This is a genomic window from Gemmobacter sp., assembly GCF_016792925.1.
In the GTDB taxonomy this organism is placed as follows: Bacteria; Pseudomonadota; Alphaproteobacteria; order Rhodobacterales; family Rhodobacteraceae; genus Gemmobacter.
Genome location: NZ_JAEULU010000248.1, coordinates 1 through 14878 on the forward strand (window position 1 = coordinate 1; position 14878 = coordinate 14878).

The following is a 14878-nucleotide window of genomic DNA, read 5'->3' on the forward strand; positions in this document are numbered from 1 at the left end:
CGCGATGTCACCCATCATCTGCAATTCCATTCCGCGCCCCGGCGCGGCGGCGACAGCCACGGGTTCCACCATGGCCTCCATTACAGCATCCGCAACTGCGGCCCCCCCCACCATCGGCGGCTCAGGCTTCTCGGCCCGGCGCAGATCGGGCCAGAGGTCCGAAGGCGCGGCCTGCGCAGCAGGTTGCGCGGTGGAAAGTGTCAGTGCCACGCCCTGCCAATCCTCGCCCGAAGATTGGCTGACCAAAGCGCCCCGGTTCAGCACCAGCTGCGGCGCGGGCTTGCGCGTCAGATGCGCATCATAAACCGGCATCCAGCGCGCCTCGCTGACATAATGGCTCAGCGTGATCTCAGCCTTGCCAGCCTGCGGCTGTTCCAGATCGACCGAGAGCAAGGCCTTGTCGGCCTGCGCGGCACGGCGGGCCTCCTCGGCGGCGCGGGCCTGATCCAGCTTGGCGCTGGCCTTGTCCAAAGCGCGTTCCAGCGCCGGACGCCCGGCGCGCAGCTCCAGCGCAGCCTGTTCGGCGGCCAGCACCTCGGCCCCGATCATCTGCGCCATGGCGGCCAGATCGGCGGGGGCTTGCGTCGTCACCTCGGCCTCGGACCGGCGCAGGAAGTCGCCCCGCGCCGTGATCGCGCCGATCTGCGCATCCAGCCGCGCCAGCTCCAGCGCCGCCGCATCCCGCGCGGCTTCGGCCGCGCTCACCGCCGCCTCCAGCTCGGGGAAGGGCACCTCGGCCCCCGGTGCCATTCCGGCCTGTTGCAGCACAAAGGCCCCCAGGCTGGTGGTCTCGGCGCTCAACCGGATCAGCCCCGGATCAATGCCCTGTGGCAGATCGGCAATCCGCAGCTGATGCGCCCCCGCAGGCAGATCAAGGCTGACCACCCGCGTGACCTCGGCCCCTTGCGGATACAGCGTCACCGAGGTGATGCGGCTGGTGGCGGTAAAACTCTCGGCATGGGCGCCCAAAGGCAACGCGGCAAGAGCAAAGGCGAACAGGCAATGGCGCATGAAATCCCCCGGTGGCAATCGCCCGCAGGATGCGTCAGCCCTCGTCGCCCGGCAAGCCCCAAGCCGCGCCCTGCATCTCGCGCAGGCGGCTGGCGGTGCGTTCAAATTCAAAAGCGCCGGTGCCTTCGATATACAGCCGCTCCGGCACATCGGCGGCGGAACAGATCAGCCGCACCTTCGCCTCATAGAGCGCATCAATCAGCGTCACAAAACGCTTGGCCTCGTTGTAGTTGCTGGCGGAAAGCTGCGGAATATCCTCCAGGATCAGCACCCGCACCGCCTGCGCGATGGCCAGATAATCCGCCGCACCCAGAGGCCGCGCGCATAGCTCCCAGAAAGAGCAGCGCGCCACGCCATTTGCGAAACGCGGCAGCTCCACCTTGCGGCCATTCACCTCCAGCACCAGCGCCTCGCCCGCGCTGCCGCCCGACAGATCGTGCCAGATCGCGCTGATCGCCGCCCCGCTTTGCCCAGCCGGGTGAAAGTAAACCTGCGCGCCCTGCAAGCGGTGCTGCCGGTAATCATTCGGGCTTTCCAGCTGATGCACCACGAAGGTTGCGCGGATATGGTCGATGAAAGGCAGGAACAGCGCCCGGTTCAGCCCGTTTTTATACAGGTCTTCCGGCACCCGGTTCGAAGTGGTGACAATCACCACCCCCGCCTCTTGCAGCATGGTGAACAGCCGCCCCACGATCATCGCATCGGTGATGTCGGTGATCTGAATTTCGTCAAAGGCCAGCAGGCGCAGGTCTTTCGCCACCGTCTCGGCCACGGGTTTCAGCGCATCATCCACGCCCTTTTGCCGGGCGGCGTGCATGCCTTTGTGAATTTCCTGCATGAAAGCGTGGAAATGCACGCGGCGTTTGGCCGTGATCGCCAGATGTTCGACAAACAGGTCCATCACCATGGACTTGCCGCGCCCCACCCCGCCCCAGAGGTAAAGCCCCTTGGGCGGCGGCGCGGGTCGGGCGAACAGCCCGGCAAACAACCCGATCTTGCGGGTGGCATTGGCCTCCAGCCACGCACGCAAATCTTCCAGCACGGGCAAGACCGCCCGTTGCGCCGGGTCTGCGCGCAGGCTGCCCTCGGCCACGCGGGCGTCGTAGATCTCGATCAATGTCTGTCGCATGCCATAGTATACCGCGCCGGGCCGCCCGATGCTACAGGCAAACCAGCGTGAGGAAATGGCCCGAGACATCGGTCCAGCGGCCACTGATTACCCGCCCCGCCGGGATGACCCCGACATCCTGCCGGAACCGGGCCGAGAACTGCCCCGGCGCGATGGTCACCGCGACCGAGTCGAAGCCCAGCATCTGCCGGGTCAGGCCATATTGCGCCTTATAGACCGCTTCCTTGGCCGAAAAGATCAGCTTGGCCTCGTGATCGGTCGCCTCGGCCTCCTCGGGCACCAGAACGCTGTCGCGCAACTCGGCAGGCAAGGCGATGGCGGGCTCCAGGTCCACCCCCATGGCGCGGAACCGCCCGGCCACCGCAAGGCACAGCCGCTCGCTATGGGTGATCGAGCCTGCCACGCCCAAGGGCCAGATTGGCGCGCGATCCGGCCCGGCCGGCAGCGGGCGGGCGGGCAGGCCCAGCTCGGCCAAAGCCGCCCGCGCCGCCTCGCGCCCGGCGCGAAACTCGGCAATGCGCTTGGGCACGCCGCGCACAGTTTCCCCCGGAAAGGCGGGCCAATCGGCGCGCGGGTCCGCCACGCCAAGCGCGCAGCCCGCCGGCACCAGGCCGCGCGCCGCCGCAAGGAGAGCGGACAGATCAGGCGTCACGGCCCGCCCGCATCGCCCGGCGCCGCGCCATGGCATCCAGCCGGGCATCGGCGCGGTCGTTTCCAGAGGGGGCATTCGCAGAAGGGGCAGTGCTGGCATTCGCCACCGCAGCCACCACGCGCTGCGGCGCGGCAAGGGGTGTCGCCGCATCGCCCAGATGCGCCGCCAAGGCCGACAGCACGGGGAAGCGGAAAATATCGGTAATCGACAGTTTCGACAGGCCCAAGCCATCGCGCAGCTCGCGATGGGCCTGCACCGCCAACAGCGAATGGCCGCCAAGCGCAAAGAAATTGTCGCGCGCCCCCACTTTCGGCACCCCCAGAACCTTTTGCCACACGGCTGCGATCTGCGATTGCAGATCGGTCTCGGGCGCCTCATGCACCACCGGCTCGGCCACGGCAAGCCTTGGTGCGGGCAGCGCCTTGCGATCCACCTTGCGGTTCGGCGTCAGGGGGAAGTGATCCAGCGTCACGATATGGGCGGGCACCATATGTTCGGGCAGCACGGCGGCAAGGGCCGGTTTCAGCCCGGCCTCATGGCCCGAGCCGGTGACATAGGCCACCAGCCGCAGGTCGCCCGGCTGATCCTCGCGCGCCAGAACCACCGCCTGTTGAACCCCCGGCAATGCCTCCAACCGGCTTTCAATCTCGCCCAGCTCGATGCGATAGCCGCGCAGCTTCACCTGAAAATCGGCGCGACCCAGGTAATCCAGCTTGCCATCGCCGCGCAGCCGCACCAGATCGCCGGTGCGATACATCCGCGCGCCCCAAGGGCAGGCGCCCTCGCGCACGAAGGGATCGGGCTTGAAACGCTCGGCTGTCAGATCCTCGCGCTGCCAATAGCCGCGCGTCACGCCATCGCCGCCAATCCACAGCTCGCCGGCCACGCCCGGCGGCACCGGGTTCAGGCTGTCATCCAGCACATAGACCTGCGTATTGGCGATGGCTGTGCCGATATTCACCACGCCTTCGCCCTCGCCCGCCGCCTCGACCGTGGACCAGATCGTCGTTTCGGTCGGGCCATACATGTTCAGGATGCGCGCGGGCGTGACCTTGCGCAACTCGCGCACAAAGGCCCCCGGCAGCGCCTCGCCGCCCAGCATCAGGGTTTGCACCCCGGCCAGCGCGCCCTTGGCTTCCTCGTTCATCAGGATCATCCGCGCCATCGAGGGCGTGCATTGCAGATGCGTCACGCCATGGCGGATGATCTGCGCCGCGATCGAGTAATCATCCGCCTCCGGCTGCCCGCCCGCATTGGCGCGGCGCAGCACCTCGGCCAGCGGATACAGGCCCTCCATCACCACCTCGGGCGCGATGCCGTAGTCAATCAGGCAGGCCACCTCGGTCACGCCGATCCGCTTCAGGCTTTCCACCCGGTCCAGCGCATCCTCCACCGTGCCGAACAGGCCCGAATCGTCGAAATAGCGCTGGAAGGCGAAATCGAGGATCGCCTCATTCTCCTCGCCCGACAGGCTGCGCAGGTCGATGTCATCGGGCTTTTCAATGCCTTGCGGTTTCTTGAACGCCGGGAAGGCCCAGGCATATTGTTTCACCAGTCCCACCGCCGCCGCGAGATAGGCCTTCATCGGGCCTTCTGCCACGCGCCGCGCCTGCTCGCGGTCGCGGCAGACATAGGTATGCAGCATCAGCGTCACCTTGAAGCGCGCCGGATCATGGCCCGCCTTGCGCAGCGCCTCGTGATAGAGGGCGATCTTGCCCGCCACCTCCTCGACGCTTTGGCCCAGAAGATGCGTCAGCACATGCGCGCCATTCTCGCCCGCCTCGCGCCACGTGGCCGGATTGCCCGCCGTGGTGATCCAGACCTCCAGCTCCTTCGAGACCGGGCGGGGCTGGGTCACCACGCCAAAGGTGCCGGTTTTCGTTGGAAATTCAACCGCTTCGCCGCGCCACAACTGCCGCAGCTGCGTGATGCCGCGCATCATCGCGGCCTTGTTGTCGGGCGGGGTGTTTTCGGGGCGCAGCACGAAATCATCAGGCTGCCAGCCCGAGGCCACCGCCAGCCCGGTGCGGCCATTGGTCAGGTTGTCGATCACCGCCCAATCCTCGGCCACCCGCGCCGGGTGGTGCAAGGGCAGCACGACCGAGCCCGCCCGCACCGCGATATTCCGGGTGACCGAAGCCACCGCCGCCCCGGTCACCGCCGGGTTCGGATAGGGGCCGCCAAAGGCGTGAAAGTGCCGCTCTGGCGTCCAGACCGCGCAAAAGCCGTGGCTGTCGGCGAATTTCGCGCCCTCCAGCAGCAATTCGTATTTCTTCGGCCCGGCGCCGTCGTCATTGCCCCAATAGTAAAGCGAGAACTCCATCCCCTTGGCCGAGCCGATGCGCCCGTTCGACACCAGCGCCCGGTTTTCATCGCTGGTCAGCACCAGCTTGAAGCCGCGCGCCAGCGTCCAGAACAGCTCCAGCACCGAAATGTCGAAGGACAGCGAGGTGACCGCCAGCCAGACCGCCCCCGCCGCATGGTCGATGCGGTCATCCATGCCCGCAAAGAAATTCGCCACATTGCGATGTTCGACCATCACCCCTTTGGGCCGCCCGGTCGAGCCGGAGGTATAGATCATATAGGCCAGATCGGCGCTGGTGACGCCACTTTGCGGGTTGCGATCATCCGCGCCCGCCAGCCGCCCATCGGCATCAAGGCACAGCAAATCGACCGAGCGCGGCAGGCCCGTCTCTAGCGCGCTTTGCGTCACGATCACCGGGCAGGCGCTATCCTCGATGAACAGCGCGGTGCGGTCGGCGGGATAGGCCGGGTCCATCGGCACATAGGCGCCGCCCGCCTTGAAGATCGCCAAGGCCCCCACCAGCAGATCCAGCGAGCGGCGGCAATGCAGGCCCACCAAGGTGCCGGGCCGCACCCCCATTCCGATCAGCACATGGGCGGCGCGGTTGGCGCGGGCGTTCAAGGCGGCATAGGTCAGGCTTTGGCCCTCGAACACCACGGCGACGGCATCGGGCGTCCGCGCCACCTGCGCCTCAAAGGCCTGATGAATGCAAACGCTTGAATCATAGGTTTTTTGCGTGCGGTTCGGGGCGTAAAGCGCCGCCTCGCGCTCGGCCTCGCTCAGCACGGGGCGCGCCTCGACGCGCGCATCCTCTGCCGCCACAAAGGCCCCAATCCGCGCGGCCAAAGCCTCGGCCTGCGCTTTCGGCAGGCGGCTCGCATCATAATGCAGCGCATCGGGGGCGAGCGTCACCACCGTGCCGGAAATCGGCGCAGCCCCGATCCCGAAGGCCGGGGGCTTGAGGCCGAACAACCGCCGGTCCCGCGCCAGAAGGTCGAGCGCGAAGCCATGCGCCCCAGCCATCGCGGCCTCAACCGAGGCCACCGCCTGCGCCACCGGACCAGAGGCCGTCACGCGCAGCGGCGCCCAATCCGCGATGATCCCGGCCTCGGGCGCCACCGCCACGGCCAGATCGGCCTCGGTCTTGCCCGCCAGCCGCACCGCCGCGAGGGCGCCAAGCGCCAGCGAGGGCAGCGCCAGCGGCAGGGCTTGCCAGAATTCCGGCGCGCTGGCCTCCGATGCGCCGGGCACCTCTGCCGGGTCCAGCGCCAGCAATGCCTTGCGCAGCCGCAATTCCTGCGGGGCCACCGCCGCCAAGGCCGCCGTCAGCGCCGCCGCCTCCGGCCCGCCGGAAATCGGGTTCGGCAGGCTCAGCCCCGAGACCGGGAAGCCCTTCTGGCAGGTCAGCCGCGACAGCCGCACCGCGCCCGTGGCACAGGCCACCGTCACCGCCTCCTCCGAGGCCGCCAGAACCTGCCCCGGCACACCGGCGCCCGGCACAACCTCCGCCCCGCCCGCCAGCACAAACCGCCGCCCATCCCACAGCTTTGCGCAAGTGAGCGGGTTCCAGTAGCTGCCATGATCCAAAGCCCGCACCAGCGCCGCGACGCTTTCGGCGCTTTGGCTGAAATCCAGCCGCGCCGCCGCCGCCGGGCGATCCGCGCGTTGATGCAGGCTGCGCTGCGTGAAATCCTGCGCCACGCCCGGCACGTCTTGCTCCAGGGCGGTGAACAGCTCGGGCAGGCTGTCCAGCGCCGCCTCGAAACACCGGGTGTTCAGCGTCAGCGCGGTGTCATTCGGTGCGATGTCGAACAGGCGCTGCACCAGCACGGCGCCCTCATCCACCCCCGCCGTGATCCGGTGCCAGGTGATGCCATGCTGCGCATCGCCCGCCAAAATCGCCCAGACCGGCGCGTTCAGCCCGGCATGGCGCGGCAGCGGGCCATCATGAAAATTCACCCCGCCCTTGGCGGCCCGGGCCAAGGCGGCCTCTGGCACGAGCGACAGACTGGCGACCGACAGCAGCCAATCCACGGCGGGCACCTGCGCCTCCCACCCCTTTTCCTGCGCGATCACCGGCAGGCCCTGCCCGCGCGCCCATCCCGCCACCTCCGGATTGCGGGTGACCAGCGCCGCCACGCGATGCCCGCGCGCGATCAGCGCTGCGCCACATTCGCGCGTCAGGCTTTCATTGCCGATGAGGATACAGGAAAACGGGTTCATCTTGCACTCCTTGCCAGCCCTGCGGCCAGCGATGCCCCTATCCTTCGGGGCTGATCTTCACCTTGGCCGAGGCTGCCCCCGGCCCGCCCTGCCCAGCCCGCCCCAGATAATGCACGATCAGATCGCGCAGAAAATGCGGCGGATCGCCCCGGTCCTTGCGCTGCACCAGCAGACGCAAGCGCCAGAACACCCCGCCCGCAACATGGGCGAGCGTGGCGACAGCGGCATAGATATGCCCGTGATTTTTGGTGAAATAATGGCGGCGGCTATCCAGCCAGAAGCCCGGAATCCGCGCCCAGGTCTTCATGCCGGTCGAGGCAGAGCCGATATGGGCCACCCGGCTTTCCAGCACATAATCGGTGGGCCACCCCGCCCGCGCCGCGCGCAGGCAAAGGTCGGTTTCCTCGTAATACAGGAAAAACACCTCATCAAAGAGGCCGATCCGGTCCAGCACATCCTGCCGCATCATCAGGCTGGCCCCCGCCAGCCAATCCACCCGGCCCGTCACCTCCGGGATCGGCTGCGCGACGATATGGCGTTTCAACAGCCGCGAGATCGGGCCGAACCGCGCCGCCCCCTCCAACTCGCCGCAGGCCGAGGGGAAGCGGAAGGCGGTGCGATGCGGCACGGCATCGGTGCCATGGATGAAGCTGCCCGCAAAGCCGGTTTGCGGATGCGCCTCCAGATGGGACAGCAGCGCGCGGATCGCATCGGGGGCGGGGAAGGCATCCGAGTTCAGGATATAGGCATAATCGGGCCGCGCCCCGCCCGGCAGCCCGGCCCGGATGCCCACATTATTGCCCGCACCAAAGCCGCCATTGCGCCCGGATTGAATCACCTGCACCGGCACGGCGCCCATGTCCCAACCGCGCGCCATGACCTCGGCGCGGATCGTCTCGAAAGACCCGTCGCCGCTGTCGTTATCGACGATGGTGATGGCGCCCGAGATGCCCTCCATCGCCCGCAAGGCGGCCTCGCAGGATTGCAGCGTCATGGCGGGGGTGCGCCAATTGAGGATGACCGTCAGAACCGTCGCCATCACTCCGCCGCCTCGCGCAGATCAACGGGGCGCGCCTCGGCCGCCGCGATCACCTCGCGCAGCCGGGCTGCCAGCACCCGCACATTGGGTTCCAGCACCATGGAGTCATGATCGCCCGGCACCTCATGCACGGTCAGCGCCGGGGCAAAGCGGGTCAGGTCATTGTCCTCAAACACATATTCCTTGGCGCCGCTGACCCATTGCCCGTTCGAGACCTGCCAGCGCAGATCCAGCGGCGGGCGGAACAGCGCCGTCGGCCCCTTGCGCAGCGGCAGCGCATAGACCGAGATCGCCGCGCGGAAAGCGGCCTCGATCTCGGCATTGTGGAATTGATGCGCAACCTCGGTCATCGCTTGCGGGCGGCGCTTTTGCAGCTCCCAGGCCCAGCGGGCCTTGGCCCAATCCAGCAGATAGCCGGGGCCGCGCGCCTTCAGCTCGGCCCATTTGATCAGCCCCTTGTCCAGCCGCGACAGCGGCGGGCGCATCGGCAAAGGCGTATCCAGCAGCACCAGCGCCGAGACCTCCTCGCCCGCGGCCTCCAACTGCCGCGCCATTTCCCAGGCGGTCAGCCCCCCGCCCGAGAAGCCGCCGAGCAAATAGGGGCCATGCGGCTGCACCTGCCGCAATTCCGCGATGTAATCGGCGGCGGCTTCGGGCAGCGTGGCATGCGGCGCATCCTCGCCAAAGAGCCCACGCGCCTGCAAGCCATAGAAGGGCCGGTCGCCGCCCAGAAGCTGCGCCAGATGCCGCAGGTTCAGCACATTGCCAAACATGCCAGCCACCAGGAAGAACGGCTGTTTGGCCGCGCCCGCGCCCTCATGCATCGGCACCAGATGGGTGAAGCGGCGGCGCGGGGCCTCGGCTTTAGGGGCACTGCTGTCTTGCGGGCCGATCTGCTCCTCGATCAGCGCGGCGCAGGCGGCAATCGTCGGCGCCTCGAACAGAACCGAGATCGGAAATTCCACCCGGAACGCCTTTTTCACCATGGCAAACAGCCGCACCGCGATGAGGCTATGGCCGCCAAGCGCAAAGAAATCATCCTCGACGCCGACCTGCCCCACCCCCAGCAACTCCTGCCAGAAGCCCACCAGCGTGCGTTCAATATCGTTGCGCGGCTCCAGATAGGCGCTGTCCAGATCGGGGCGGGCGAAGCTCTGCCCCTCGGGGCGCGCCGCCTCGGCCCGATCGGCCTGACGGATCAGCGCTGGCACATCCAGCGAGGACACGATGACGTGCGAAGCCCCGGTCGCCAAGGCGCGGGTGAAAGCCTCTGCCCCCTCCTCGGCCCGGATGCCCTGCGACAGGTTGTGCAGCAGGCGCTCCTCTTGCGGCGAGTTGGGCTTGGCGCCCTCGGCATCGTCGAACTCCAGCTCGCGCTCGGACGGGGCCGCGATGCGAAAGCCCGCCTCCAGACGGCGGATGGTGAAGCCCTCGATCTCCACCAGAACCTGTCCGCTTTCATCGGTCAGCGTGATGTCGAACACCGCAACCGGGCCTTCGCCCCGGTTGGCCGCCGCATTGCGCACCCAGCTATGCACCCGCGCGGGCAGCGGTGCCCAAGCGCGCACCCGGCCATAAGAGACCGGCACCCAGAGGTGATCCGGGCGATAACCCGAGATCAGCCCCATGGCCCAGCCGGTCGCAATATCCATGAGCGCCGGATGCATCAGCCAGCCCTGCGCCAGATCGGGCTGCGCCGCCAAGGGCAGCGTCAGCATCGCCAGCCCCTCGCCTTGCCCAAGCGCCATGCGATGCAGCACCCGCCAGCGCGGGCCGAAGTTCAGATGCTCCTCTTGCGGCGAGCGAATGCCGCGCGGGTCTTCCACCGGCCTGCCGCAGCGCGCCGCGATCCCCGCCAGATCCACCTGCCCGGCCTTGCCCTGCACCGGCATCAGCCGGGCCTGTGCATTCAGCGCAAAGCCCCTGCGCCCGCGCAGCTCATGCGCCGAGCGCACCTCGAGCCCGAACCCCTCCTCCGAAGGCGTCAGCCGCAGCCGCATGTCGCGCGGGGCGTCGTCCGCCACGTCCAGCGCGCGGAAGAAGGTCAGGTCGCGCAGCTCGAAGCCGCTCCAGCCCTCTTCGGCGGCGGCTTCGGCGGCCAGTTCCAGATAGCCGGTGCCGGGGATCAGCGCTTGCCCCGCCTTGGTGCGGTGGCCATCCAGAATCCAGCGCTCCACCGTCAGCCGGGTTTCAAACAGCCGCGCGCCCTTGCGATCATAGGTCGAGGCCTCCAGCATCGGCCTTGAGACCGGCAGTTTCGGCGCCTGCACCTGCGTGCCGCTGCGGTCGGCCAAGGCCTCGGCCGCCATGCCAACATCGGCCCAGATGCCCCAGTTCAGCGCCAGCACGCGGGTCTTGCCGCCCGCGCGCCCCTGCGCATAGGCGTTGAGATATTCATTCGCCGCCACATAATCCACCTGGCCCGCAGGCCCGGTGAGGGTGGAGGTGGAGGCGAACAGCACCATCAGATCAATGGCGCCATCGGGGAACAGGTCGTGCAGCACATGGGTGCCGTGCAGCTTGGGCGCAAAGACCTCCTCGACCGAGGCCGGGGTCTTGGTCAGCAGCGGGCCGTCATCCACCACCCCCGCCGCATGGATCACCGCCTTGAACGGGCCAAAGGCGGTTTCACCCGCAGCACGGGCCGCGCGCATTTCCTCGGCATTGCAAACATCGGCGCGCGCCACCATGACCTGCGCGCCCAGGCTTTCCAGCCGCTGCACGGCCAGAATGCGCCGCCCGATCGGGTCTGCCGCGCCCCGCCGCGCCAGATGCGCCGCCCATTGGTCGCGCGGGGGCAATTCGCGGCGCGCGATCAGCAGGATTTTCGCCTTGGCCTCCACCGCCAGCCGTTCGGCCAGCGTCAGGCCGATGCCGCCAAAGCCCCCCGTAATCAGCACCGGCGCGCCTTCGGGCAGCGCCAGGGCCGCCTGCGGCAGCGGCAGTTTCTTCAAGCCGCGCTCCAGCCGCTTGTCGCCCCGCAGCGCGACCGCGCGGTTTTCCGCCACCGCCAGCAATTCCTCCAGCACCTGCGCCGCCAAGGCCTCCATCGCGCCCGCATCCGCCTTGGCGCGCCAGCCCTTCGGCGCCAGCGGCAGCACCACATCCAGCGTCGCCACCGTCAGCCCCGGCAGCTCGCGCGGCATGACCTTGGCCGGGCCGGCAATCGCGGCCTTCTCCGGGTAGGGCAGCCCCTCGGCCTTCACCTGCGCGGCCCCCGAGGTCACCACCGTCACATGGATCGGGCGCGGCAGGTTTTCCTCGGCCATGGCTTGCCCCAGGAACATCAGCGCATAGAACCCCGCCTCGATATTGCGGTGGAAGAAGCTGGAGCCGGGGCGGAAGGTTTCCCGATCCGTCACCAGCCAGAACTGCGCGATCCGGTCGGGGGCGCGACCATGCGCCACCAGATCGCGGATCAGCGCGTCATAGCCCTCGCGCCCGCGTTCGGGGTTCAGCAGGTAATTGCCTTCGCCATCGCGGGCAAAGGCATCGCCCATGCGCACCACGGTGACAGCATGGCCCGCCGCACGCAGACCCGCGATCACCGGCGCGGCCAGCCCGGCCTCATCGGCAAAGACCAGCCAGCCATGCGGCGCGGGGTCGCTTTCCTCGATGTCGCGGGCACGCCAGACCGGCTGCCAGCCCCATTGCGCCAGATCCTCCTGCCGCATTGGCAGCGCCTCGGCCTCCACGGCCTGCGGGGCGGCGGGTTCGATGAAATAGGATTTGCGCTGAAAGGCATAGCTGGGCAGCACCACCCGGTTGCGCCGCGCCTCGGCCCAGATGGGCGACCAGTCGGGCGTGAGACCACAGGCCCAAAGCCGCGCAATCGTGGCGATATGCCATTGATCATCCGGCATCTTTTGCTCGGGGTGGCGCAAGGCCTGCACCACCTGCCCCGCCGCCACGCCATTGGCCTGCGCCAGCGAAGACAGCGCGCGGCCCGGCCCCATCTCGATATAGACCCGGTTGGGGTCTTCCATCAGATGCGCCATGCCCTGCCGGAAATTCACCGTGTTGCGCAGATGCGCCACCCAATAATCCGGGCTGGTGGCCTGTTCCGCCGTCAGAGCCACACCGCTGGCATTGGAGATGATCGGGATTTGCGGCGCATTCAGGCTGATCGAGCGCAGATAATCGCCAAAGCGCCCCAGAATCGGCGCCAGCATCCGGCTATGCGCCGCGATGTCGATGGCGATGCGTTGCGTCTCCACCTCCTCGGCGGCCAGCGCCTCCGCCAGCGCGGCCAGCGCGGCATCAGGGCCGGAAACCACGCACAGGCCCGGCGCGTTCACACTCGCCATATCCAGATCGCCGGTCAGGCGCGGGCGCAACGCCGCCTCATCCAGCGGCACCGACAGCATGCCGCCCGGCGGCACGGTGTCGAACAACTGGCCGCGCAGATGCACCAGCCCGATGCAATCCTCAAAGCTCATGACGCCCGCCAGACAGGCCGCCGTATTCTCGCCCATCGAATGCCCGATCAGCGCGGCGGGCGTCACGCCCCAGCTTTCATACAGCTTTGCCAGCGCATATTCGGTGATCATGATCAGCGGCAATTGCACCGAAGGGCGCTTGAGCCGGTCATTCGCCGCCGCCTCGCCCCCCGCTTCGGGCAGCCACAGGGCGCGGATGTCGTAATCGAGCTTGGGTTGCAAAATCGCCAGGCCACGATCCATCCAATCGCGGAATTCCGGTTCGGTGTCATACAGATCGCGCGCCATGCCCGCATATTGCGCCCCGCCGCCGGGGAACATGAACACCGCCTCCGGCGCATCCAGATGGTCATGGTTGAACACGCGGCGCGGGTCTTTGCCCTCCAGCAAATCCGCCGCCTCGGCATGGCTGGAGGCCACCAGCACCCGGCGCTTTTCAAAGGCGCGGCGGCCTTCCTTCAGCGTATAGGCCACATCGGCCAGCGGCTGTTCGGGATGCGCCCGCAGATGTGCGGCCAAAGCCGCCGCCTGAGCGTCCAGCGCGGCCTTGGATTTCGCTGAGATCACAAGCGGTTGGAACGGCCAAAGGCTGTCCTCGCTCGCCGCCCGCGCCGGGGCCTCTTGCAGCACGGCATGGGCATTGGTGCCGCCCACGCCAAGGCTGTTGACGCCCGCCCGGCGCGGATGGGCCTTGCCCTCCCATGCCGTCAGCCGGTCATTCACCCGAAAGGGCGAACATTCAAAATCAATCGCCGGATTGGGCGCCTCATAGCCCAGGCTGGGCGGGATTTCGCGGTGATGCAGGCTCAGCGCCACCTTGATCAGGCTGGCCACCCCGGCCGCCGTATCCAGATGGCCGATATTGGTTTTCACGCTGCCGATGCGGCAGGTGCCCACCGTCTCGGCGCTTTCGGCAAAGCCCTGAGTCAGCGCCGCCACCTCGATCGGGTCGCCGAGGAAGGTGCCGGTGCCGTGGCATTCCACATAATCCACCGTATCCGAGGTCACCCCCGCCACTGCCTGCGCCTCAGCGATGCAGCGCGCCTGCCCCTCGACCGAAGGCGCCAGATAGCCCGCCTTGGCCGCGCCATCGTTATTGACCGCCGAGCCCTTGAGGATCGCCCAGATATGATCACCATCGCGGATCGCGTCCACCGCCCGGCGCAGCACCACACAGCCCGCGCCCGAGCCGAACACCGTGCCCTGCGCGCGATGGTCAAACGCATGGCAATGGCCGTCGGGCGACAGAATCTCGCCCTCATTGAACACATAGCCCCGGCCATGCGGCAGCTCGATGGTGACACCGCCCGCCAGCGCCATATCGCATTCGCCGCTCAGCAGCGCCTGCGCCGCGTAATGCACCGCCACAAGGCTGGTCGAACAGGCCGTCTGCACATTGATCGACGGGCCTTTCAGATCAAGGATATGGCTGACCCGCGTGGCCAGAAAATCCTTGTCGTTCCCAGTATGGCGCAGCAGGAACATGCCGGTGTTTTCCACCAGATCGCGGTTGGAACACAGGTTGAAATAGAAATATGATCCCATGCCGCAGCCGGCATAAACGCCAATGGGCCCCTTGAATCCCTCGGGCGTGTGGCCGGCATTTTCCATCGCCTCCCAGGCCACTTCCATGAACTGCCGGTGCTGCGGATCGAGGACGGCGGCCTCTTTCGGCGAGAAGCCAAAGAAATCGGCATCGAAATGCGCAAAATTGTCGAGAATCGCGGCGGCGGGCACAAAATTGCGGTGGCGCATCCGGGCCGGGCTTTCGCCATTCGCCAAAAGCTCCGCCTCCGTCAGGTGGCGGATGCTCTCCACGCCCGCGCGCAGATTTTCCCAATAGTCAACAATCGAGGCCGCACCGGGCAGATGCGCCGCCATGCCGACAATCGCAATATCCGTATCCGCGACCTCGTGCCGATCCACCGCCCGATCCGTCATCATCACCCTGCACTTCCCGTCACGTCTGTCACAAATCGCCAAGAGCCCCCGAAACTGGGAGTTGGCAAGCGCCAGTCCAATATGGGGATTTTACCGTAAAGGAACCCTTCACGATACCCGAGGGGGAATGCTGTGCCGA

The 14878-nt window shown here is 67.6% G+C and carries 6 protein-coding genes; all 6 read right to left on the reverse strand.

The window, feature by feature from the left end:
* Positions 1 to 1011: mucoidy inhibitor MuiA family protein (locus tag JNN06_RS11740; protein ID WP_291239778.1), on the reverse strand; the 1011-nt coding region annotated here is incomplete at its 3' end.
* Between the two features lie 34 nt (positions 1012 to 1045).
* Positions 1046 to 2140 carry a cell division protein ZapE gene (gene zapE, locus JNN06_RS11745; protein ID WP_291239779.1) on the reverse strand — a complete coding sequence of 365 codons (1095 nt, stop codon included), beginning with the start codon at positions 2138 to 2140 and terminating at the stop codon, positions 1046 to 1048.
* A gap of 31 nt (positions 2141 to 2171) precedes the next feature.
* Positions 2172 to 2747, reverse strand: coding sequence for a 4'-phosphopantetheinyl transferase superfamily protein (locus JNN06_RS11750; protein ID WP_291239780.1), 576 nt, complete (start codon positions 2745 to 2747; stop codon positions 2172 to 2174).
* Between the two features lie 34 nt (positions 2748 to 2781).
* Complete coding sequence (locus JNN06_RS11755) at positions 2782 to 7320, reverse strand: MupA/Atu3671 family FMN-dependent luciferase-like monooxygenase (protein WP_291239781.1); 4539 nt, start codon at positions 7318 to 7320, stop codon at positions 2782 to 2784.
* A gap of 37 nt (positions 7321 to 7357) precedes the next feature.
* Entirely contained in the window at positions 7358 to 8359 is a 1002-nt protein-coding gene (locus tag JNN06_RS11760) for a glycosyltransferase family 2 protein (protein WP_291239782.1), read from the reverse strand.
* Positions 8359 to 14739, reverse strand: a complete 6381-nt coding sequence (locus tag JNN06_RS11765) for a type I polyketide synthase (RefSeq protein WP_291239783.1) — start codon at positions 14737 to 14739, stop codon at positions 8359 to 8361. The genes JNN06_RS11760 and JNN06_RS11765 overlap by 1 nt, the downstream gene beginning before the upstream one ends.
* Positions 14740 to 14878: the final 139 nt, after the last annotated feature.